24 protein-coding genes are annotated in these 20,531 nt (G+C 70.7%); 14 read left to right on the top strand and 10 right to left on the bottom strand.

Annotated elements, in window-relative coordinates; translation table 11 throughout:
• Positions 1–59: 59 nt before the first annotated feature.
• Complete coding sequence (locus tag EV187_RS17185) at positions 60–1,490, top strand: CCA tRNA nucleotidyltransferase (protein ID WP_130354298.1); 1,431 nt, start codon at positions 60–62, stop codon at positions 1,488–1,490.
• A gap of 22 nt (positions 1,491–1,512) precedes the next feature.
• Here EV187_RS17185 and EV187_RS17180 read toward each other — a convergent pair whose 3' ends face one another.
• A complete protein-coding gene (locus EV187_RS17180) occupies positions 1,513–2,124 on the bottom strand; it encodes a class I SAM-dependent methyltransferase (protein ID WP_242609683.1) in 612 nt (203 codons plus the stop codon).
• Between the two features lie 168 nt (positions 2,125–2,292).
• Between EV187_RS17180 and rpsF the strand changes: the two genes are divergently transcribed.
• The 5 genes from rpsF to dnaB all read left to right on the top strand — a co-directional run bounded on the left by rpsF (position 2,293) and on the right by dnaB (position 5,983).
• On the top strand, positions 2,293–2,706 hold the full coding sequence (gene rpsF, locus EV187_RS17175; protein WP_130354297.1) for a 30S ribosomal protein S6: 414 nt from the start codon (positions 2,293–2,295) through the stop codon (positions 2,704–2,706).
• 5 nt (positions 2,707–2,711) lie between these two features.
• Entirely contained in the window at positions 2,712–3,221 is a 510-nt protein-coding gene (locus EV187_RS17170; RefSeq protein ID WP_130354296.1) for a single-stranded DNA-binding protein, read from the top strand.
• A gap of 45 nt (positions 3,222–3,266) precedes the next feature.
• On the top strand, positions 3,267–3,527 hold the full coding sequence (gene rpsR, locus EV187_RS17165; protein WP_056727560.1) for a 30S ribosomal protein S18: 261 nt from the start codon (positions 3,267–3,269) through the stop codon (positions 3,525–3,527).
• Positions 3,528–3,538: 11 nt separating this feature from the next.
• Positions 3,539–3,991, top strand: coding sequence for a 50S ribosomal protein L9 (rplI, locus tag EV187_RS17160; protein WP_130354295.1), 453 nt, complete (start codon positions 3,539–3,541; stop codon positions 3,989–3,991).
• Positions 3,992–4,609: 618 nt separating this feature from the next.
• Positions 4,610–5,983 carry a replicative DNA helicase gene (gene dnaB, locus EV187_RS17155; RefSeq protein ID WP_130354468.1) on the top strand — a complete coding sequence of 458 codons (1,374 nt, stop codon included), beginning with the start codon at positions 4,610–4,612 and terminating at the stop codon, positions 5,981–5,983.
• A gap of 228 nt (positions 5,984–6,211) precedes the next feature.
• On the opposite strand, the gene EV187_RS17150 is transcribed toward dnaB, so the two are convergent.
• On the bottom strand, positions 6,212–6,889 hold the full coding sequence (locus EV187_RS17150; RefSeq protein WP_130354294.1) for a trimeric intracellular cation channel family protein: 678 nt from the start codon (positions 6,887–6,889) through the stop codon (positions 6,212–6,214).
• Between the two features lie 79 nt (positions 6,890–6,968).
• Positions 6,969–7,679, bottom strand: coding sequence for an alpha/beta hydrolase (locus EV187_RS17145; protein WP_130354293.1), 711 nt, complete (start codon positions 7,677–7,679; stop codon positions 6,969–6,971).
• A gap of 332 nt (positions 7,680–8,011) precedes the next feature.
• On the opposite strand from EV187_RS17145, the gene EV187_RS17140 reads away from it, so the two are divergent.
• A complete protein-coding gene (locus tag EV187_RS17140; protein ID WP_130354292.1) occupies positions 8,012–8,281 on the top strand; it encodes a hypothetical protein in 270 nt (89 codons plus the stop codon).
• A 96-nt stretch (positions 8,282–8,377) separates the two neighbouring features.
• Here EV187_RS17140 and EV187_RS17135 read toward each other — a convergent pair whose 3' ends face one another.
• The 5 genes from EV187_RS17135 to EV187_RS17115 form a co-directional block, all read right to left on the bottom strand.
• A complete protein-coding gene (locus EV187_RS17135; RefSeq protein ID WP_130354291.1) occupies positions 8,378–9,193 on the bottom strand; it encodes an SGNH/GDSL hydrolase family protein in 816 nt (271 codons plus the stop codon).
• Positions 9,194–9,434: 241 nt separating this feature from the next.
• Positions 9,435–9,992: a hypothetical protein gene (locus EV187_RS17130; RefSeq protein ID WP_130354290.1), complete on the bottom strand. Its 558-nt coding sequence runs from the start codon at positions 9,990–9,992 to the stop codon at positions 9,435–9,437.
• A gap of 12 nt (positions 9,993–10,004) precedes the next feature.
• A complete protein-coding gene (locus tag EV187_RS17125) occupies positions 10,005–10,964 on the bottom strand; it encodes an alpha/beta fold hydrolase (protein WP_165391258.1) in 960 nt (319 codons plus the stop codon).
• 222 nt (positions 10,965–11,186) lie between these two features.
• Positions 11,187–11,927: a hypothetical protein gene (locus EV187_RS17120; protein ID WP_130354288.1), complete on the bottom strand. Its 741-nt coding sequence runs from the start codon at positions 11,925–11,927 to the stop codon at positions 11,187–11,189.
• Positions 11,928–12,008: 81 nt separating this feature from the next.
• The gene (locus tag EV187_RS17115) at positions 12,009–12,320 is read right to left on the bottom strand and encodes a DUF1905 domain-containing protein (protein WP_242609682.1); all 312 of its coding nucleotides are present in this window, start codon (positions 12,318–12,320) and stop codon (positions 12,009–12,011) included.
• Positions 12,321–12,503: 183 nt separating this feature from the next.
• On the opposite strand from EV187_RS17115, the gene EV187_RS17110 reads away from it, so the two are divergent.
• Positions 12,504–13,199 (top strand): hypothetical protein, encoded by a 696-nt coding sequence (locus tag EV187_RS17110; RefSeq protein WP_130354287.1) that lies wholly within the window; start codon positions 12,504–12,506, stop codon positions 13,197–13,199.
• Here the strand turns inward: EV187_RS17110 and EV187_RS17105 are convergent, their stop codons facing one another.
• Positions 13,200–14,480 (bottom strand): wax ester/triacylglycerol synthase domain-containing protein, encoded by a 1,281-nt coding sequence (locus EV187_RS17105; RefSeq protein ID WP_242609681.1) that lies wholly within the window; start codon positions 14,478–14,480, stop codon positions 13,200–13,202.
• Positions 14,481–14,691: 211 nt separating this feature from the next.
• On the opposite strand from EV187_RS17105, the gene EV187_RS17100 reads away from it, so the two are divergent.
• From EV187_RS17100 to EV187_RS17085, 3 genes are read left to right on the top strand one after another with little or no spacing between them, the layout of a single operon-like run.
• Positions 14,692–15,870 carry a Re/Si-specific NAD(P)(+) transhydrogenase subunit alpha gene (locus tag EV187_RS17100; RefSeq protein WP_130354286.1) on the top strand — a complete coding sequence of 393 codons (1,179 nt, stop codon included), beginning with the start codon at positions 14,692–14,694 and terminating at the stop codon, positions 15,868–15,870.
• A complete protein-coding gene (locus tag EV187_RS17095; protein ID WP_242609680.1) occupies positions 15,870–16,274 on the top strand; it encodes an NAD(P) transhydrogenase subunit alpha part 2 in 405 nt (134 codons plus the stop codon). Before EV187_RS17100 ends, EV187_RS17095 begins: the two co-directional genes overlap by 1 nt.
• Positions 16,271–17,644 carry an NAD(P)(+) transhydrogenase (Re/Si-specific) subunit beta gene (locus EV187_RS17085; protein ID WP_130354285.1) on the top strand — a complete coding sequence of 458 codons (1,374 nt, stop codon included), beginning with the start codon at positions 16,271–16,273 and terminating at the stop codon, positions 17,642–17,644. The genes EV187_RS17095 and EV187_RS17085 overlap by 4 nt, the downstream gene beginning before the upstream one ends.
• Before the next feature lie 92 nt (positions 17,645–17,736).
• Here the strand turns inward: EV187_RS17085 and EV187_RS17080 are convergent, their stop codons facing one another.
• The gene (locus EV187_RS17080) at positions 17,737–18,162 is read right to left on the bottom strand and encodes a VOC family protein (RefSeq protein WP_130354284.1); all 426 of its coding nucleotides are present in this window, start codon (positions 18,160–18,162) and stop codon (positions 17,737–17,739) included.
• Between the two features lie 126 nt (positions 18,163–18,288).
• On the opposite strand from EV187_RS17080, the gene EV187_RS17075 reads away from it, so the two are divergent.
• From EV187_RS17075 to EV187_RS17065, 3 genes are all read left to right on the top strand, one after another.
• The gene (locus tag EV187_RS17075; RefSeq protein WP_130354283.1) at positions 18,289–19,254 is read left to right on the top strand and encodes a helix-turn-helix transcriptional regulator; all 966 of its coding nucleotides are present in this window, start codon (positions 18,289–18,291) and stop codon (positions 19,252–19,254) included.
• Between the two features lie 177 nt (positions 19,255–19,431).
• Positions 19,432–20,016, top strand: a complete 585-nt coding sequence (locus tag EV187_RS17070) for an HdeD family acid-resistance protein (protein WP_130354282.1) — start codon at positions 19,432–19,434, stop codon at positions 20,014–20,016.
• Positions 20,013–20,381 carry a hypothetical protein gene (locus EV187_RS17065; protein ID WP_130354281.1) on the top strand — a complete coding sequence of 123 codons (369 nt, stop codon included), beginning with the start codon at positions 20,013–20,015 and terminating at the stop codon, positions 20,379–20,381. Before EV187_RS17070 ends, EV187_RS17065 begins: the two co-directional genes overlap by 4 nt.
• Positions 20,382–20,531 lie beyond the last annotated feature (150 nt).

Genomic DNA, 20,531 nt, shown 5'->3' with positions numbered 1-20,531 from the left:
AGGCATCCGCTCGGCGTCCACAGCGGGGGTTCGTCGCGGGCCCGCTTAACATAGGGGGCATGCAGAGTGTCGCGGCGGCCCTCGACCGGCTGGGCGAGCTGGCCGCTTCGCCGACCGTCGCGACGCTGGCCGCGGCATTCGCGTCGTCGGGACACGAGCTGGCCCTCGTCGGCGGCCCGGTCCGCGATGCGTTCCTCGGCCGTGGCACCAACGACCTCGACTTCACCACGGATGCCACACCCGACGAGATCCTCGCGATCGTGAAGCCGATCGCCGAGGCGCACTGGGACATCGGCCGGGCGTTCGGCACGATCGGCGCGAAGATCGCCGGCGAGACCGTCGAGATCACCACGTACCGCGCCGACTCCTACGACGGCGACTCGCGAAAGCCCGAGGTCGTCTTCGGCTCCAGCCTGGAGCACGACCTCACGCGCCGCGACTTCACCGTGAACGCGCTCGCACTGCGGCTCCCGCAGCTGACCCTGGTCGACCCGTCCGGCGGCGTGGAGGACCTGCTCGCCAAGACCCTGCGAACGCCGGCCGCTCCCGAGCAGTCGTTCGGCGACGACCCGCTGCGGATGCTGCGCGCCGCCCGGTTCTCGGCCCAGCTCGGCTTCGACGTCGAAGCGGGCACGCGTGCGGCGATGACCGCGCTGGCACCCGAGATCGACCGCATCTCCGCCGAGCGCGTGCGCGACGAGCTGTCGAAGCTGCTGCTCACCGCGGCGCCGCGCGGCGGCATCCGCCTGCTCGTGGACTCGGGGCTGGCCGAGCGCGTGCTCCCCGAGATCCCCGCCCTGCGGCTCGAGGTCGACGAGCACCACCATCACAAGGACGTCTACGAGCACTCGCTCACGGTGCTCGACCAGGCGATCGACTACGAGGTGTCGCGCGGCAACCTCGACTCCCCCGACCTCGTCCTCCGCCTCGCGGCGCTGCTGCACGACATCGGCAAGCCGGCCACGCGCAGGCTCGAGCCGGGCGGGGCGGTGTCGTTCCACCACCACGACGCCGTGGGTGCCAAGCTCGCCCGCAGGCGCCTGCGGGCCCTGCGGTTCGACAACGACACGATCGCGGCCGTCTCCCGCCTCATCGAGCTGCACCTGCGGTTCTTCGGGTACGCGGATGCCACGTGGACCGACTCGGCCGTGCGTCGCTACGTGCGTGACGCCGGCGACCAGCTCGAGCGGCTGCACATCCTCACTCGGGCGGATGTCACGACGCGCAACCGCCGCAAGGCCGACCGCCTCGGCTTCGCCTACGACGACCTCGAGGAGCGCATCGCCGTGCTCGCCGAGGAGGAGGAGCTCGCGGCCGTGCGCCCCGAGCTCGACGGGCAGCAGATCATGGCCCTGCTCGACGTGAAGCCGGGGCCGGTCGTCGGCGAGGCCTACCGCTACCTGCTCGAGGTGCGGCTCGACGAGGGCCCGATCGGGCCGGATGCCGCGGCGGAGCGCCTGCGCGAATGGTGGGCGACGCGCGACGCCTGATGCGCGGCCGAGCCGACCGGGCTCAGGGCTCCGCGGGAACGAACTCCGCGATCAGGCAGCGGTACTCGGGGGTTCCGTCGGCGTCCTCCTGCTGCCATTCGGCGACGCGGTCGACGATGAATCCGGATGCCTCGCCGAGGCGCCCGAGGGCCTCGGGCGAGCCGAACGGCGCGTGCGCCTCCGGGCCGCCGCGACCGTGCCTTCCCGGACTGTCGTCCGCGAAGCTCGCGACGATGACGCAACCGCCCGGACGCAGGACCCGGCGCCACTCCCGCATCGCCGCCGCCGGATCGGGCACGAGGTGCAGCACCGTCGAGCACGTGACCACGTCGTACGAGCCGTCCGAAGCGTCGAGGTGCGTGGCGTCCCCGACCTCGAAGTCCGCACTCGGGAGCGCGGCCCGGGCGACGGCGATCATCCCGGCCGAAAGGTCGACGCCCGCGAGGCGCCAGGGGCCCGACGGCAGCGACCGCAGCACGAGGCCGGTGCCAGTCCCCACGTCGAGGAGGTCGCGCACGGCGCCGAGCCGAACGAAGTCGGCCACCGCCTGCGCGAGTCCGCGATGCATCGCCGAGTCGTCGTAGGTCGCCGCACGTTCGTCGAACCGGGCGGCGAGTTCCGCGGTGGTCTCCACGTGGCCAGCGTAGGCCGACAGCCCGAGTCGCGGTCAAGGTGAGGAATCCGCTAGACTGCCAAGGTTGCCCGTGTGCCGCATTGCGCGGCCTCCACGACGCGACGTATGCACAACCCTCCTGCTGCAGAGATCCTGTAGCCGTTTGAGTCCGAAGGAGGTGGGTTAGTCATGCACCAGTACGAGCTGATGGTCATCCTCGATCCCGAGATCGACGAGCGCACCGTTGCTCCCAGCCTTGACAAGTTCCTCAACGTCATCCGCAATGATGGCGGCACCGTCGACAAGGTCGACATCTGGGGACGTCGTCGTCTGGCCTACGAGATCAACAAGAAGTCCGAGGGTATCTACGCCGTCGTGGACTTCACCGCCGAGTCCGCGACCACCAACGAGCTCGACCGCCAGCTGAACCTCAGCGAGGCCGTCATGCGCACGAAGGTGCTCCGCGCCGAGGAGGCCATCGCCCAGGTCGCCGCTCACGCGAAGGCCCAGGAGGAGAAGGCCGCCAAGAAGGCCGCCGCGTCCGCGAAGGCCGGCGCGAAGGCTGCCGCGGCCGCCAAGGCCCCCGCCTCGAAGGACGCCTAGTCCTCATGGCCGGCGAGACCATCATCACCGTGGTGGGCAACCTCACTGCAGATCCCGAGCTGCGCTACACGCAGAACGGGCTGGCGGTTGCCAACTTCACCATCGCGTCCACTCCCCGCACGTTCGACCGTCAGGCGAACGAGTGGAAGGACGGTGAAGCGCTGTTCCTGCGCGCGAGCGTCTGGCGTGAATTCGCCGAGCACGTCGCCGGTTCACTCACCAAGGGTTCCCGGGTCATCGCTTCCGGGCGTCTCAAGCAGCGTTCCTACGAGACGAAGGAAGGCGAGAAGCGCACCACCATCGAGCTCGAGATCGACGAGATCGGTCCGAGCCTGCGCTACGCCACCGCGTCGGTGACGCGCGCCCAGTCCAACCGCGGCGCGGTCGGCGGCGGCTCCTTCGGGGGCGGCCAGTCCGACGACGCGTGGGCGCCCAGCGCTCCCGCAGCCCAGTCGGGCGGCGGCGACGTCTGGAACACGCCGGGCACCAGCTACGGCGACGAGACCCCCTTCTAATATTCAGCGGGTCTCGCGACTCGCATCCACAAGACAGGAAAACCAATGGCTGGAAAGAGCAGCGGCGACCGCCGCAAGCCGAGCCGCGGGAAGGGCGCGAAGAACGCCGCCCCGGCGAAGTCCATCAAGGTCGGCGTCATCGACTACAAGGATGTCGCCACCCTTCGCAAGTTCATCTCGGAGCGTGGGAAGATCCGCGCCCGTCGCATCACCGGTGTCTCCGTGCAGGAGCAGCGCCTCATCGCCCGCGCCGTGAAGAACGCGCGCGAGATGGCCCTCCTGCCCTACTCGGGCTCCGGCCGCTAAGGAGCACGACAATGGCAAAGGTTATTCTCACGCACGAGGTCACCGGCCTCGGCACCGCCGGCGACGTGGTCGAGGTCAAGAACGGCTACGCGCGCAACTACCTGGTCCCCAAGGGCTTCGCGACGCCGTGGACCCGCGGCGGCCAGAAGCAGGTCGAGCAGATCAAGGCCGCGCGAGCGGCCCGCGAGCTGCACTCGCTCGAGGACGCCCAGTCCCTCAAGGCCAAGCTCGAGTCGGCCAAGGTCAAGCTGACCGTCAAGGCCGGCCTCGGCGGCCGTCTCTTCGGCTCCGTCAAGACGGCGGATGTCGCGGCTGCGGTCCAGGCCGCCGGCCTCGGCGAGCTCGACAAGCGCAAGATCGAGATCCCCACCCCCATCAAGGCGGTCGGCGAGCACGAGGCGACCGTTCGCCTCCGCGACGAGGTCTCGGCCACGATCACCCTCCAGGTGGTCGCTGCGAAGTAATTCGCACACCCACGCAGACGGCGGTTCGGGCTTCGGCCCGGGCCGCCGTTTCGTCGTCGTCGACGGACCTTCACCGTAGCCGAGGTTCTCAGAGGCGCGATGAACGCTGCGGGCGGCGACGCGCGCAGGAGCGATGTTCGGGACGCCCGCGAGGGCGTCATCGACCCGCCCGACCGTCTCCCTCGACGGCCGGCCCCCACGGATTCCGACTGGACCGGTCTACCACCGCGAGCGGTCGGACGCAACCTGAGGCTCGGTGTTTCCTGTGATGGTTGTGCACAGGCGTTCCCACACCCGCCGTGGACTTCTGAAGAAGTTTTCCCCCACAGGTGTGGAAACAGGAAACGGCTGGTCAATACTGAATTCAACCCGTGTAATTCGCCACTTCTCCACAGTTTTCCACAGGCAGTGTGCACACATTCTGCGGCGTTTCGCGCAGTTTGTCCCCAGAGTTATCCACAGGCTGGGTTGTGCTGGGGACGAGCCTCCCATACCGTGAAGCAGCGTCCTTCGATCAGCGGGTTTCCCCCGGTCGGTCAGCCCATGTCAGAGGCTCCGGCCACACTGAGTTGCGGGCGCTGAGCACTCAGCTGGCGGAGCCTATCGGAGGTCATGGAGTTGTCGATCGCGCACATCGGGATCGCCGGGCCGATCGACGACGGCGAGGCTCGCAGGGGTGAACGCACCCCCCCGCACGACCTGCTGGCAGAGCAGAGCGCGCTCGGGGGAATGATGCTCTCGAAGGACGCCGTCGCCGACGTCATCGAGACCGTGCGCGGCATCGACTTCTACGTGCCCAAGCACGAGGTCGTCTTCAACGCGATCCTCTCGCTGTACTCCCATGGCGAGCCCACCGACGTCATCGCGGTCACCGACGAGCTCACCAAGACCGGCGAGCTGCAGCGCGCAGGCGGGGTCGAGTATCTGCACACGCTCACGAGCCTCGTGCCCACGGCGGCGAATGCGGGCTACTACGCGTCGATCGTCGCCGAGCGCGCACTGCTTCGCCGCCTGGTCGAGGCCGGCACGCGCATCGTGCAGATGGGCTACGCGGGCGAGGGCGAGGTCACCGAGCTCGTCAATAACGCCCAGGCCGAGATCTACGGGGTCACCGGATCCACCGAGAGCGAGGACTACGTTCCGCTCACCGACGCGGTCACCGCGGCGATCGACGAGATCGAGGCGGCCAAGCACACCGACGGCAAGTTCACCGGCGTTCCGACCGGATTCGCCGACCTCGACGAGCTCACGAACGGCTTCCACCCGGGGCAGATGATCATCGTCGCCGCCCGTCCCGCGATGGGCAAGTCCACGCTCGCGCTCGACTTCGCGCGCGCCGCGTCCATCCACCACGACCTGCCGTCGATCCTCTTCTCCCTCGAGATGGGCAAGAGCGAGATCGCCATGCGCCTGCTCTCGGCCGAGGCATCCGTTCCCCTGCAGATGATGCGCAAGGGCACCGTCGACTCCCGCGACTGGACGACCATCGCCTCGACGCGCGGTCGCATCAACGATGCGCCGCTCTACATCGACGACTCCCCGAACATGACCCTCGTCGAGATCCGGGCGAAATGCCGGCGGCTCAAGCAGCGCGTGGGTCTCAAGATGGTCGTCATCGATTACCTCCAGCTCATGACGAGCGGCAAGCGCGTCGAGAGCCGCCAGCAGGAGGTCTCCGAGTTCTCACGTGCGCTCAAGCTGCTCGCCAAGGAGCTGCAGGTGCCCGTGATCGCCCTGTCACAGCTGAATCGTGGGCCCGAGCAGCGCGCCGACAAGATGCCGGCGCTCTCCGACCTGCGCGAATCGGGCTCGATCGAGCAGGATGCCGACATGGTGATCCTCCTGCACCGAGAGTCCGCCTACGAGCGCGACAGCCCCCGTGCGGGCGAGGCGGACCTCATCGTCGCGAAGCACCGCAACGGCCCCACCCGCACCATCACGGTGGCGTTCCACGGCCACTTCTCGCGGTTCACCGACATGGTGCAGGTCTAGCCGGCCGACTCGGCGTATCCGCGACATGTCGGGGACCGCGCCGACTCGGCTGCAGGGGGTCGGCCGCCATCACCGGGCATTTCACGGACTGGTCGAGGCGATCATCGCGGCGGCAAACTCCATCTGGCGGAGGGTGCTCCACGTGACAGGGCCAAGGTCTTCAGCAGCCGTGCGGCTCCTTCGGATTTCGACTCCATTCGGGCGCGACATCGATACTCGGATGGCGTTTCAGATGGCGCGTTCGGGGGGCGACGGTGCCTTCGGTCGCCGAGGGCGGATCGCGCGCTGCTCGGGGAAGGTCCACCCGAGGAGGAGGGCGGCCAGACGCACCGATGTGGTGACCACCACGCAGATGACGCCTGCGATCGGGATCGGCGTGCCGAACTCTGCGAGCAGGATGAGCGCGCCGGCGCCGGCTCCGGAAGCGACGGCATAGAGCGTGCCGACGTGGAGGAAGGAGATCGGCACATTCAGGAGGATGTCGCGCAGCATTCCGCCCCCGACGGCTCCGATGACGCCGACCACCAGCGCCCCGGCTTCACCGACGCCCAGCGAGAGCGCCTTCGAGGCGCCGACCGCGCCGAACAGTCCCATCACGACCGCGTCGAGCACGGTGATCAGCCAGTCCGCTCGCGTGAACAGCGGCTGCAGTACCATGCCGAGGATCGCGGATGCGCCCGCCACCAGCAGGTACCAGTTCATCCAGACGACGACGGGCGGCTGATTGAGCACGACGTCGCGGAGGAGGCTTCCTCCGAGGGCGACGGTAAGGCCAATCACGATGACGCCGAGCACGTCGATGCGGCGATGTCTCTCGCCCGCGGCGAACAGGGCGCCTTGGAGGCCGCCGAGTCCGGCAGCGACGAGCTCGATCCACAGCGTCACCTGAAACGGCGTGATGGACATGCGGCAACTCCTGGGGAGTTCGGGCCGGCTCAGGCGACGCGCGCGAGCCGGCCCGAGGGTGGGAACTGTCGTGGTGTGTTCAGCCGGCGCTGCCGGCAGCGTGCTGTGCGGCGGTGACGATCACGTTGGAGACGACGCCGGACTGCGTCATGAACACGGCGTGGCTGGCCGAGACGTGGGTGATCTCTGCGCCGGCGCGCGTCGCCATGTGCTGCAGCATCGCCTGGTCGAAGGACATGTCCTCCGTCGCGATGACCGCCCAGCTGGGCTTGTCGCGCCAAGCCGCCTGCTTCACCGGGGTGGCGAAGGCTGACATGTTGATCGGCACCTGCGCGTCGCGAAGGAACGCGGCATCCGCGTCACTGGCATCGGCGGCGAACCCGATCTTGAAGGTGTCGCGGTTGAGGAAGCCGAATCCGTCGTCGACGACGTCGATGACGAAGTTCGGAGTGGGCGCGAACCCTTCGTACTGCTGCGAGGTGTTCTCGCCGCTGTCCGGGGCGAGCGCCGATACGTAGACCAGTCCGGCGACCGCGGGATGGTTGCCGGCCTCGGTGATCACCGTGCCACCCCAGGAATGGCCGACGAGGATCGTCGGCCCGTCCTGCAGGTCGAGCACCCTCGTGGTGGCCGCGACGTCGTTCTCCAGCGAGGTGAGCGGGTTCTGCACGATCGTGACCCGGTAGCCCCGAGCCGTCAGGTTGTCGTACACGCCCCGCCATCCCGAGCCATCAGCGAACGCTCCGTGCACCAGCACGACGTTCTTGGTCTCCTGATCGGTGGTGTCCATGTTGCTCTTCCCGTCTTCTCTCGCCGGGCTCTACCCAAGCGGATCTCGATTCGAGGCGGCGATTGCCGTTTCCGATGTGCAATATATTGCATGTTGCAAGGCGCCGCAAGCGTCTGCCGAGTTGCGATGGATGCGAACTGCTCGATGGAGGGGGAAGCGGCGGGCAGCGTCTGTTGAGTTCGACGTCTGGCACACGGCGACCATGACCCCCGCCCTTCGAGCCACCCCATCTCGTCCGATCGTGGCCACACGGGATGCTCCAGTGGGCGCCGCAGCTGGACGAGCAGGGCGGGTCTCACGGGCTGCGGGCCTCGGACGCGAGATGATGAAGCATGTCCTCCTCCGTCGAACGCCGCTCCAATCCGGCTGCCTGGGCCGCGTTCTGGTTCGCATTGGCCGGCCTCGTGCTCATGCCCATCCCGCTGTTCATCGGGCTGATCCTCGGCGGCGGCCTCTCGATCGTCGCCGCAATCCTCGCCGTGATCGCCCTCTTCAAGGGGCTCGCGCGCGGCGGCAAGGGCATCGCGCCCGTCGTGTTCGCCGCGATCTTCATCGCGCTCACGTGGGGCGGCATCTCGGTCGGGGGCGGCACCGTCTGGTAGGTCGACCGGCCGGTGGTTCATGCTCATCAAGCGTGCCGTCGCATCCGCAGGCGCGGTGCCACGAGTCCGGATATGGTCTACTCCGGAGCCGCGTTGTCACTCCCCATCGAGCACGGCCTCCAGCTCCGGCCACACGTGATCGGCGTAGGCGGCTTGGCCGATTGCATTCAGATGGTCGAAGTCATCGTTGGAGAAGTACTCCGGAAGCGCCACGAACGCGGCACCGGCGCCCCCGTCGTCGGAGCACTGCGGAAACTCTGCGCACACCCGTGACTGCTCGGCCTCGTACGCCTCGATGACTCCGGTCAGGTACGCCGCGCCCGTCGGGTTCCAAGCGCCGTCAGGCGTGTACAGGTCGCACCGCCCCTTCCCCGCGAACTTCCGGGCCTGTTCCGGGGTCAGGATCGCCTCGTTCTGAGCCGGCCGACCCGCCTGGGTCGTCACGACGACACGGGACTTCGGTGAGGCGTCGACCACGGCTTGGATGGCGGACCGCATGCCCTCGCCGAATTGAGCGACGTTCTCGGCATCCGACCCGTCGCATCGGATGTCTCCACCGATCGCGCCGATGACCACGAGCTCGGGAACGGGCACCTCGGCGAGGCCCTGGGAGGCCTGGCCCTCGAGGGCGGATGCCCGTGCGCCACCTGAGCCGGCGTTCGCGGCATGCCCGTCCGTCTCGGGGCGGCGCTCGATCATCCGCTGGTAGATGCTCCCAACGCCGGGGTTCGTTCCCGTGACCCACGATCCCGCGAACATCCCCGCGTCGGCCGTCTCCGGCGTCAATGACCCCTTGCCCGTCACCGTCCAGTTCCCGAGGGCGATGATGCCGAGCGGGCCCTCGACTTCGGTCGAGGCTGACGTGGCACATCCCGTGGTCAGCAGCACCGTCGCGACAAGGGTGAGCGTCACGGTGGGAGAAGGACTCCGGCGCATCTCGTCTCCTCCCTCCACTGGGAGCACCGAGCGCCAGCGTCGGCGAGAGCACTCGCTCTGGAACTCGCCGCGAGGGCGGACGTCGCATTGCCGAGTACGTCGCCGTGCCGGGCAGGAGAGCAGTCGCAATCGCGGTCGCTACGTCAAGGTTCCCACAGACCCGGAGTGCGGCGAACAGGAGAAGCCCGGATGTTCTGAGTGCCGGGGTGCACGGACGTCATCGACCCGGATCGACCGGCTTCCGGTCCGGTGATTCCGTCACGGCCATGGTGGCGTCGAATTCGGCCATGATCAGCGCGACGGTGCTGGCGAACCCGGCCGCGAGCACGATGAGGAGCGAGGGGATGAACGCGGATGGTTCGGGCACCCAACCGCCGATGAGCCAGGGCAACACGACGGCCACGAGGACTGCGGCGTTGGTGAGCCATTCGTTGATCAGGGGCGCCCTGGACAAGCCGGATCCGCCCTGCATCAGTATCCGCCTGCCGGTGTCGATGCTGGTCAACACCAGCACGAGCCCCAGGACGATGAACGTCAGGGTTCCCCAGATGGGATCGAGGGCCGCGAGGACGAGCGCCACGAGCAATGGGAGCGAGTACGCCGCGAAGACCCATCGCATTCCGGAGCGAAGGTACCGATCGGCGGCGACCGAACCGGACATCCGCCGGTGCAGGCCGGACTCGATGTAGAAGAACACCCCGACGATGAACGTGCCCAACATCGTGGCGGAGACGCCGGCCAGGCCGAGCAGGAAGTCACCCTCACCGACACGCATCCGCAATCCCCCTCACCCCGTATCACCGGCCATGACGTCGCGGATGGCGTCCATGACGACCTCCGGTCGGTCGTCTTGGATGTTGTGGCCCGTGTCTTCGACCTGGATGAGCGCGCCGCGCGTCGACTCGCCGGCGAACTCCTGGTGACCGGCGGTGATGGCCGCCAGCGTCGCCTCGTGGTAGTCGCGTGGCAGACCCGGCAGGTACGGAAGGGGTGGCGCTCGGAGCACGACGACCGGGAGCTCCCCGAAGATCGGCCCGGGCTCGTTGTCGAGCAGCCCCGCCACCTCCTCGTCGCTCGCCGCCACGAGGAGGTGCTCCGGGTTCTGGGCCGGGTCGAAGAGGAAATCGGTCAGGAAGCGGCGCTCCTCGGCCACCTCCGGTGACTCGTCGGGCTTCTCCGGAGGCAATGCGGCGCGTTGGGCAACGCTGACGCGCGGTGACCATGGGTCGATCAGCACCACTCCGGCGACCCGCTCCGGAGCACGAGCCACGAGCCCGACGGCAGGAAGCGAGCCGAGGGAGTGCGCGGTGAGGATGACCGGCTCCTGCAGGTCGGCGGCATCGAGCAGCGCCACCAGGTCCGTCACCTGGTCCTTCGTGGTGCGGCTGGCCTCCGGCGCCGGGTCGCTCCCGCCGACTCCGGCCCGGTCATAGGCGCACAAGTGGTGGCCGTCGGTCGCGAACTCGCTGGCCATGAGCTCCCAGGACGACGTCGTCGGCCCTTGGCCAGTGACGAGGAGGACAGTGGGCTCACCGGCGACCTGTTCGCCCCAGCACTGCAGGTGGAGCGCCCGACCCCCGATATCGATCCGCTCAGAGGACCTGGCGATCTCGTCTGCGGCGTCCGACGCGGCGGAGTCGCCGCGGGCGCCGGCCGGGCTCGCCTGGTCGCCGCCCGTGGTGCATCCGCCCGAGACGAGGGCGGTTGCAACGGCGAGGGAGACGGCGAGCCCGAAACGAGGCTCCATCCCCCTCATGGTCCTCCCCCTCGGTCGTGGGCACAACCGGTGCCGTAGTGGGGAGCGGCCCGAGCGGAATGATGCTGGCGCTGGCGGGCGTCGACGCGGGGTGCTGGACATCAGCCCAAGGGCGGGGTGCTGGACATCAGCCCAAGGTGAGCCTGCTGCGCAATGCGGCGTGCACCGGAGCCACCATCGGTTGAGTCGGGCGCGGGCACGCGGCGATGTACCTCAGAACGCGGCGATGAGGCCGAGCGAGACCGTTCCGGTGGGGCTGAGTCTCGCCGCCGAGAGTCCGTAGCCCTCCGCGCCGTACAGGATGCTCAGGCCGTCGGGTGGGAGGCGCCCGTCGACGGTGCACTCCGTGCGTGGCGTGCCGTCGGGCATCAGGAGCACGAGGCACACGTCCTCGCCGTCGGCCGTGCGCGTCAGGTAGGCGGCCGGTCCGTCGACCCGGGTGGCGAGCAGCCGCACGGATGCGGGATCGATCGCATCATCGACGGCGGCGACCTGCGTCGACTCGGCGGCCGGCGGCAGCCGATCGAACACCTCGAGGATCTCGGTCTCCTCGAGCGGCGGCCCGGGCTCCGCCGAGGCGACCGGCGTCGTCGACGCGGCGCCGTCCCCCGGGAGGCGGCCGGCGCCCCACCCGAGGACGGCGCCGAGCAACAGGCCGAGAGCGCCCGCGGCGATGGTCCAGCGCACGAGCCTCCCACGTCCCGTCCGGTCGCCGTTCAGCGTCCGCTCGGCGGACGAGGAACCCGTCGTGGCATCCGTGGCATCCGTGGCATCGGCGGACCCGGCGCGACTGCTCGCCCGATCGTCGTCGGCCGTACCGCGGACGTCGTCGCGGTCGGCAGCGCGTGCGAGCTCGCCGAGTTCGTCGATCGCCGACGCACGTTCGGCATCGGTCACGTCGGCCCCGTACGCGAGGCGCTGCAACGCTCGGATCCGGCCTTCGCTGGCGTCCACCCCAGCCCCCTCGCGGCCAGCATGCAACACCGTCCGTCCCGCTGCAAGGGCTCGCGGCGCGACGAGCGACCGTGGACCGACCTAGCGGCGCGCCGTGAGCTGCACGTGCACCGACGCGCCCTCCTCCTTGCCGATGGCACGGCGCACCTTGGCGGTGACCGCGAGCTTGTGGCGCCCGTCGCCGAGGGCCATGAACGAGCCCTGGAACGGCTCGCCGTCGATCGTGCCGGCCACCTTCACGAGACCGTGGGTGCCGAAGAACTCGGCCGACCGCGGCCAGACGACGTAGGTCCACCCGCCCTGGGCGGGACTTTTCTCCAGCACGGCGTCGAACGAGACGTCGAGGGGTTCCTTCGCCGCGTCGATGCGCACGCCATCGGTCATGGTGCTCATGATGCCCTCCTTCAGGCGATGTCACCAGTGAGTCGGATCCGCCGGCGAGTTCTCGACATCCGGGCGCCCTCGTCCGAGTCCGAGGATCCACGGATGCCTCAGTGGCATCACGGATGGCCGACGGGCCATCCGCGGTGTAGACCTGACCCCACAACCCGCATCCGGTACGGAGGTGTCGTCGACATGGACGAGACGCAGGCCGACGACGCCCCGCAGGTCGACGAGAGCCCTCCGGGCAGCGACCCGACGACCGGCGCGGGGCCTCGGGCCGGCCACATCGCCGGCGAGACCGCTCGCCGGCTGCCATCCGCGACCGCCTCGATCCTCGTCGGGGCCGTCTGCGGCCTCGCGTGGGCTGCCGCCTTCCGGGCGTGGATGGCCGAGTTGGCGGGCGGTGCGTCACGGCTCGACTGGTATGGCACCTTCGTGGGCATCCTCGGCGCGGGCGTGGTCGCCGGTGCGCTCCTCGGCCTCGCGGAGTACTTCCGCCGCACGGGCGGACGCCGGCACTGGCGATGGCTCGCGCTCGCGCCGCTCGCGTTCGCGGTCCTGCCCATGACGATGCCCGATGCGCTCCTCGCGCTCGTCACCCAGGGACTGGGCGGCGGTGCGATCGCGGTGTCCCTCACGGCGATCGCGGGCGGATTCGCCGTCTCGGGTCGCGGCCCGCTCTGGGCGCGGATCCTGTGCGGGGTGCTCGCGGTGGCGATCATCGTGGCGCTCGTATTCACCGTGCCCGCAGTCGGCGGCATCCGCCTCGCCCTCGATAAGCCGCGCGGCGTGTGGGTCGCGATGCTCGGCGCCGCGTGCGTCGCCGTGCTGTGCCTCGCCGCCTCCATCCCGTTCCGCCGCGTCGAGTCCGTCGTTCGCGCCCGTTGATCAGCCGCCCAAGCGCGTCAGCTCCTGTGCCATCGCCCGCGCGAACACGGCGCCGGGCACGTTCGCCGCATCGAAGTGGATGCCGCACCGGAGCCGACCGTCGTACGACACCGCGGCGACGCCGAGGCGCACGTTGGCGGCGAGCACGGAGACCGGCCAGATCGCGACGAGGGGGGCGCCCGCCAGGCGGAGCCGTGCGGTCGGGCCGGGCACGTTCGTCACGAACCCCGCGACGACATGCTGGCGGCGGCCGATGCGGTCCATGAGACGTGCGCCGACCGGACCGCGCATGAATTCGAGCGTCCCCTGCCCGCGTGCGCGCACCTTCTCGGTGCGGGTACGCGCCGCGATGAGCCGGAGGCGCGCGTCGGGATCGCGCTCCTCGAGCGGGAGTCGTACGAGCATGACGCCGACCTGGTTCGCCGAGGTTCCCCGCCGCCGCAGGGCCACCGGCACCGATACCGGAAGCTCGGCGGGGCGCTGTTCGCCGGCGGCCGAGAGGGCCACCAGGTACCCTGCGCCGACGGCGGCGAGCAGCGCGTCGTTCACGGTGGCGCCGAGGGGTCGCACGCGCTCCTCGAGCGCCGCCAGGTCGGCGTCCACGAATGCGACCCCGTGCTGCGAGCTGCGTTCACCGAGCAGCACGGTGGGGCCGAGGCCACGGCCGACCAGCGTCGTGAGCACGCGCCGAAGGCCGAAGGCGAGCCGTCCGATGAGGTTGGGCGGATGCCGCGTGGGGACCACGGCCGCCGGGCGCGGTGCGGACGGGGCGGCGGCATCCGGCCCATCCCTGTCAGCCGGCTCATCCCGCTCGAAGAGCTGCTGCGCGATCGCGACCGCAGCCACCCCGTCGGCGATCGCGTGGTGGATCCGCAGCACGACGCCGACGCGGCCGACGCTCGCGCCCGGCACGACCAGGAGCTCCCACGGAGGACGCTCGAGCGACAGCGGCAGGCTCATCAGCTGCCCGCACGCCCGCTCGAGGCCCTCGAGCCCGTCGACCGGCTCGACGAGCCGGACGTGGTGTTCGAGATCGGGTGACAGCTCGACCCAGCGATGCCTGCGACCCGCCGCCACGGGCACCTTGCGCAACTGCGGGAGCTCGGCGATCCGCGCACGCAGGGCCGTGCGCAGCGCGGCCGGGTCGGGGCGACCGTCAGCGCCGACGAAGCCGCCGGGCGCGAGCAGGCCCGCGATGAGGAACACGTTGACCTGGCCGACATGATCGAGCACGAGGTTCGCTTCGTCGACTGCCGCGAGCCGCCCTGTCGCCGACCGCATGCCCCCAGCCTAGGCGCCGCGGAACCGCGCCCGCCGAGCGGCGACGCTTCCGCGGCCTGAAAGATCGACCGATCTTTCGGGCCGGAAACCGGGCGAATCATCGATCGGATGCCGCGGCGACGGGTACGCTCGCCACACGTGCAGCAGTGCCGCGGCACGGAGACTCGCTCACCCCGCGGCCCCGCTGCACTCCCGTGTGAGAGGAGGACCCGTGAGGGTCGGCATCGCGAGAGAGCGACGAACAGGCGAGCGGCGAGTGGCCGCCACCCCCGAGACGGTGCGGCAATTGGTCGGCCTGGGGCTGGAGGTGCTCGTCGAGCACGGTGCGGGCGAGGCATCCGGTCACTCGGATGCCGCCTACGAGCAGGCCGGTGCCGCCATCGTCGACCCGCTCGGCCTCGGTGATCTCGACGTGCTCCTGCACGTCCGTCCGCTCGCGCCCGAGACGCCGGCACGGCTCCGTCGCGGGGCGGTGGCCATCGGCCTCGCGTCGCCCTCCACCGAGCTGCCCACCGTGCGCGCACTGCGCGATGCGGGCGTCACCTCGTTCGCGCTCGAGCTCGTGCCGCGCATCTCGCGGGCGCAGTCGATGGACGCGCTCACCAGCCAGGCCCTGGTGGCGGGTTACCGATGCGTGCTCGAGGCGGCCATGCGGCTCCCCCGGTTCTTCCCGCTCTACATGACGGCCGCCGGCACCATCCCGCCCGCGAAGGTGCTCGTGCTCGGCGCCGGCGTCGCGGGCCTGCAGGCGATCGGCACCGCGAAGCGCCTCGGCGCCCGCGTGTCGGCGAACGACGTGCGCGCGGCATCCGCCGATGAGGTGCAGTCGATGGGCGGCACGTTCATCCACCTCGACCTCGACGCGGCCGACGCCGGCGGCGGATACGCCAAGGAGCTCGGCGCCGACCGGGCGGCGCGACAGCGCCAGCTGCTCGCACCGCACGTCGCCGACGCCGACGTGCTGATCACCACCGCGGCCATTCCGGGCCGTCCGGCACCTATGCTCGTCACCGCCGACATGGTGCGGGCGATGCGCCCGGGATCGGTCGTCGTCGACCTCGCCGCCGAGTCCGGCGGCAACGTCGAGGGATCGGTCGCCGGCTCGGATGTCGCGGTGCCCACCGCCGACGGCGGAGGCACGGTGACCATTGTCGGCATGAAGGACGCCGCGTCGACCATGCCGACCGACGCGTCTCGCCTCTACGCGAAGAACGTCGCCAACCTCCTCGCGCTCATGACGCACGACGGATCCGTCGAGCCCGACTTCGGCGACGTCGTCGTGATGGACGCCTGCCTCACGCACGACGGCGAGGTGCGGCATCCGGCGACCGTGGAGGCCCTCGCGGCCGCCGACGCGCTCGCGCCCGACGAACAGGAAGGAACCCGCTGATGGACGGCGTCGCCCTGCTCACGATCACCGTGCTCGCGGTGTTCGTGGGCTTCGAGGTGGTCTCGAAGGTGTCGAGCACCCTGCACACCCCGCTGATGTCGGGCGCGAACGCGATCCACGGCATCATCCTGGTCGGGGCGATCATCGTCGCCGGACAGGCGTCCGACGGCTGGACCCTCGCGATCGCCCTGCTCGCCGTGGTGCTGGCGACCGCCAACCTCGTCGGCGGGTTCGTGGTGACCGACCGGATGCTGGAGATGTTCCGCGGCCGCAGGCCCACGCCCGCGGCATCCGGCACCGGCGCTCCCGCTGCGCCCGGCGCCCCCGGCGCCCCCGGTGCGCCCGGCGCCCCCGGCGCCCCCGGTGCGCCCGGCGCCCCCGGCGCGAAGGAGGCCGGTCGATGACGATCCTCTCCCCCACCTGGACCGCGATCCTCTACCTGGTCGCCGCCGTCTGCTTCATCCTCGCGCTCAAGGGGCTGAGCTCACCCAAGACCGCGCGACGCGGCAACCTGATCGGCGCCGCCGGCGCGATCATCGCGGTGGTCACCGTGTTCCTCTCGTCGAGGCTCGACAACATCCCGTGGATCCTCGCCGCCATCGCGGTGGGCTCGGCCATCGCGGCGCCGGTGGCCCGGCGCGTGCAGATGACGCAGATGCCCCAGCTCGTCGCGCTCTTCAACGGCGTCGGCGGTGGTGCGGCCGCGCTGGTGGCGCTCCTCGAGCTCGCCCACACGGATGACCCGTGGGTTCGCATCGCCATCGTGTTCACGCTGCTCGTGGGCGCGGTCTCGTTCTCGGGCTCGCTCGTGACCTTCGCGAAGCTGCAGGAGCTGATGACCACCCGCCCGGTGGTCTTCCCCGGACTGCCGGTGATCATGGGCCTCGTGCTGCTCGCGGCGATCGGCGCGGGCGTCGCGCTCGTCTTCACCGGTGCCGGGTGGCTCGCGGCAGTGCTGCTCGCCCTCGGCCTCCTGGCCGGCGTGCTGCTCGTGCTTCCGGTCGGCGGCGCCGACGTGCCGATCGTGATCTCGCTGCTCAACGCGTTCACCGGCCTCGCCGTCGCGGCGTCGGGCCTGGTGCTCGGCAACGTGCTGCTCGTGGTCGCGGGCACGCTCGTCGGGGCATCCGGAACCATCCTCACCCGGGCCATGGCATCGGCGATGGGCCGCAGCGTCTCGGGCATCCTGTTCGGTGCGTTCCGTGGCGGGTCGACGGCCGGATCCACCACGGCGTCCGACCGGCCCGTGCGCTCCTCGAGCGCCGAGGACGTCGCGGTACTGCTCGGCTACGCGCAGAAGGTCGTGATCGTGCCCGGCTACGGCCTCGCGGTCGCACAGGGCCAGCACACGGTGGCGGAGCTGCAGTCGGCCCTCGAGGCGCGCGGCATCGAGGTGGTCTTCGCCATCCATCCGGTGGCGGGTCGCATGCCCGGGCACATGAACGTGCTGCTGGCAGAGGCCAACGTGCCCTACGAGTCGCTGAAGGAGATGAGCGAGGTGAACCCCGAGTTCAAGACGGCGGATGTCGCGCTCGTCGTCGGCGCCAACGACGTCGTGAACCCCGCGGCGAAGTCGTCGCCGGGGTCGCCGATCTACGGCATGCCGATCCTCGAGGTGGAGGACGCCCGCCAGGTGGTGTTCCTCAAGCGCTCGATGCGCCCGGGCTTCGCGGGCATCGAGAACGAGCTGCTCTTCGAGCCGCAGACGACACTGCTCTTCGGCGACGCGAAGGACTCGCTGACCAAGGTGCTCGGGGCGGTGAAGGCGCTGTAACCGCCGAGTGGGGTTGCGGTCGCGGCCCGGCGCCGCAACCCCGCGACGCGGCTCGGCGCCGCAACCCCGGGACGCGGCCCGGCGGGTCGGCGTCAGTCTCCGGTCGGCCCCGAGGATGCCGCGGCGCCGCGGTCGCGAGCGACCGTGTCCAGGTAGTGCTGGTTGTACATGATGCCGAGCAGGTTGCCGAAGGGATCGACGACCACGGCGGTCACGAACCCGGGCCCGCGTTCGATCACCGGCTGGTACGGCGTCGCGCCGAGTTCGAGCAGTCGCTCGTACGATCCCGGCAGGTCGTCGACGTGCCACTGGATGATCTCGCCGCCCGGCTCGGTCGGGCCGGCAGGGCGGTACTCCGCGTCGATGATGCCGAGCTCGTGCTCGTAGTCGCCGACGCGGAACTCGATGTAGCCCGGCCGACGGAAGTACGGCTCGATCCCGAGGACCTCGGAGTACCAGGCGGCGGCGGCGTCGAGGTCGGCGGCGTAGTAGCTGACGGTGGCGAATCCCCTGAGCATGGGTGGTTCCTCTCGTGTGTCCGGTGCGATCGATGCGACCGGTGTCGGTCGACGATTCGGTGATGGGTCAATTCTCGAACGCAGAAGTGCTCATCCTCTGACTACTTTTGCGAGGAGAATCGGAGCATGCGCGCAGATCGGCTCGTCGCCACGCTCCTCACGCTGCAGGCGCGCGGACGGGTGACGGCGGCGCAGCTCGCGGAGGAGCTCGAGGTGTCGGTGGCGACCGCGCGGCGAGACCTCGAGGCGTTGTCGGCGGCCGGCATCCCCGTGTATCCGCAGGCCGGGCGGGGTGGCGGCTGGCAGCTGCTCGGCGGCGCGCGCACCGACCTCAGCGGGCTCACCGGCCCCGAGGCACGAGCGCTGTTCCTGCTCGTGGGGCCCGCGGCATCCGTCGACCCCGATGCGAAGGCGGCGCTGCGCAAGCTCGTGCGCGCGCTGCCCGAGAGCTTCCGAACGGATGCCGCCGCGGCCGCCGAGGCGGTCGTGATCGACCCCGGTGAATGGGGCCGCCCGACCGCGGAGCGCCCGGCGCTGCTGCCGGTGCTCGAGGCCGCCATCGTGCAGCGGCGCCGAGTGCGCCTGCGGTACGCCGCCTGGAACCGGGAGCCCGCCGATCGCGTGGTCGACCCGTGGGGCCTCGTGCAGAAGCAGGAGCACTGGTACCTGCTCGGCGCGGTCGCCGGCGAACAGCGCACCTACCGGGTCGATCGCATGCTCGAGGCCGAGGTCACGGACGAGGCCGCCGAGCGTCCCGACGACCTCGACCTCTCGGAGCTGTGGGAGCGGGTGACCGCCGAGGTCGAGCGGCGGCGCGCCGGCGCCGAGGCGACCGTGGTCGCCGACACGGGCATCGTGCCGCTCCTGCGCACCCAGTTCGGCCAGCGGGCGATCGAGGAGGCGCCGCTCGACCCGATGCGCTCGCGCGTGCGCATCTCGGCACCGACCGAGCAGCTGCTCGCCCGCGGCCTCGCCGGCTGGGCGGAGTACCTCGACGTGGTCGAGCCGGCGTCGCTGCGCGAGGAGCTCGCCCGCATCGGCCGCGCGCTCGTCGCCCGGAACCGCGACGACGACGCCGGCGCCCGGGAGTGAGGATTCCGCGCCCGTGAGTGAGGATCCTGGGTCCGAGTGCGGCGGGAGTGCCCCTCGGCGCGGAAACCTGCTCCACCACATCGAGGCCGGCCGCCGGCGGGCGGCGGGCTGGCCGGCCCTGGCGCGCGGCCCACGTAGGATGGATCGGTACCCCCCTCCGACGTGAAAGAGGTCGCCGTGGCCACCGCCCGCGATTCCGCTCCGGAGCGCACCCAGTACTGGGTCGTCCCGGTCGTGCGCGGACTCCTCGCGCTCGTGCCGGCGACCGTCATCACCTTCTCGCCGAACCACGCCCCCGAACTCGGGCTGCTCGTGTTCGGCGTCTGGGCGATCGTATCCGGCCTGCTGGTCGGCGCCCTGTCGATGCGCCTCGTGGCCGACCGCGGCATCCGCTCGCTCTTCCTCGTCACGGCGATCGTGACCGTCGCCACCGGCCTCCTCGCCGTCTCCGTGCCCGGCGGGCTGCCGTTCCTGCTCTACCTCGTGAGCGTGTGGGCGGCCGTCACCGGGTTCGTCGAGCTCTACGCGGGGATCCGCGCGCGGGGCCGCACCCCGGCCGCACGCGACTGGATGGCGGCCGGCGGCTTCACCGCGCTGCTCGCGATCGTGTTCCTGCTGCTGCCGCCCGACGCCGTCACTGCCGTCGGCCTGCTCGGCGGCTACCTCGTGATCCTCGGCGTCTACCTCGTCATCGGCGGGTTCTCGTTGAAGTGGGCCGCGGCGCCGGGCGCCGCGGCATCCGGATCGGAGCAGCACTCGTGAGCCAGTCCCCGGGCGAGTACAAGCCGAGCCGGCGCGAGGTGCTGCGGCCCGTCGAGTACGTCGGCGGTGCCGCGATCGCCGCGATCTTCACGGGGGTCATCACGCTCGTCGTGACTCGCGATCTCACGCTGGCACTCATCGGCACGGGCGGCGTGTTCATCATCGTGCTCGTCGCGCTCGCGCTCCTCGCGATGGCGGTCAAGCCGGATGCCTCGGAGTCGGCCGAACTGCACGAGGACGACGCGCACCGGCATGAGGGACCCGACGGTCGTCGCGAGCCGGGCGCCGACGGTCCGAGCACCGACGGGCCCGGTCTCGACGGGCCCGGACTCGACGGCCCGCAGGCTCCGCCGCCCGCGCACTGACCGGCGCACGGTGCGCCCTACGCGGCGTCCGCCCGCCTCCGCCGCGCCGTTGCGCCACTTCGGCGCCCTCAGCGCCAGCACAAGTGGCGCAGGCCGAGGCGAAGTGGCGCGGAGCGGCCTCGCTACGCGTTGCTACGCGTCGCCCGCGAC

It is taken from the genome of Agromyces ramosus (assembly GCF_004216665.1).
GTDB lineage: Bacteria > Actinomycetota > Actinomycetes > Actinomycetales > Microbacteriaceae > Agromyces > Agromyces ramosus.
This window is presented reverse-complemented; position numbering and strand designations above follow the sequence as displayed.

Bases quoted from the DNA above. Each gene is read 5' to 3' on its own strand.
- EV187_RS17185 (WP_130354298.1), top strand. From the start codon at position 60: ATGCAGAGTGTCGCGGCGGCCCTCGACCGGCTGGGCGAGCTGGCCGCT.
- rpsF (WP_130354297.1), top strand. From the start codon at position 2,293: ATGCACCAGTACGAGCTGATGGTCATCCTCGATCCCGAGATCGACGAG.
- EV187_RS17170 (WP_130354296.1), top strand. From the start codon at position 2,712: ATGGCCGGCGAGACCATCATCACCGTGGTGGGCAACCTCACTGCAGAT.
- rpsR (WP_056727560.1), top strand. From the start codon at position 3,267: ATGGCTGGAAAGAGCAGCGGCGACCGCCGCAAGCCGAGCCGCGGGAAG.
- rplI (WP_130354295.1), top strand. From the start codon at position 3,539: ATGGCAAAGGTTATTCTCACGCACGAGGTCACCGGCCTCGGCACCGCC.
- EV187_RS17150 (WP_130354294.1), bottom strand. From the start codon at position 6,889: ATGTCCATCACGCCGTTTCAGGTGACGCTGTGGATCGAGCTCGTCGCT.
- EV187_RS17145 (WP_130354293.1), bottom strand. From the start codon at position 7,679: ATGGACACCACCGATCAGGAGACCAAGAACGTCGTGCTGGTGCACGGA.
- EV187_RS17140 (WP_130354292.1), top strand. From the start codon at position 8,012: ATGTCCTCCTCCGTCGAACGCCGCTCCAATCCGGCTGCCTGGGCCGCG.
- EV187_RS17130 (WP_130354290.1), bottom strand. From the start codon at position 9,992: ATGCGTGTCGGTGAGGGTGACTTCCTGCTCGGCCTGGCCGGCGTCTCC.
- EV187_RS17125 (WP_165391258.1), bottom strand. From the start codon at position 10,964: ATGGAGCCTCGTTTCGGGCTCGCCGTCTCCCTCGCCGTTGCAACCGCC.
- EV187_RS17115 (WP_242609682.1), bottom strand. From the start codon at position 12,320: ATGAGCACCATGACCGATGGCGTGCGCATCGACGCGGCGAAGGAACCC.
- EV187_RS17110 (WP_130354287.1), top strand. From the start codon at position 12,504: ATGGACGAGACGCAGGCCGACGACGCCCCGCAGGTCGACGAGAGCCCT.
- EV187_RS17105 (WP_242609681.1), bottom strand. From the start codon at position 14,480: ATGCGGTCGGCGACAGGGCGGCTCGCGGCAGTCGACGAAGCGAACCTC.
- EV187_RS17095 (WP_242609680.1), top strand. From the start codon at position 15,870: ATGGACGGCGTCGCCCTGCTCACGATCACCGTGCTCGCGGTGTTCGTG.
- EV187_RS17085 (WP_130354285.1), top strand. From the start codon at position 16,271: ATGACGATCCTCTCCCCCACCTGGACCGCGATCCTCTACCTGGTCGCC.
- EV187_RS17080 (WP_130354284.1), bottom strand. From the start codon at position 18,162: ATGCTCAGGGGATTCGCCACCGTCAGCTACTACGCCGCCGACCTCGAC.
- EV187_RS17075 (WP_130354283.1), top strand. From the start codon at position 18,289: ATGCGCGCAGATCGGCTCGTCGCCACGCTCCTCACGCTGCAGGCGCGC.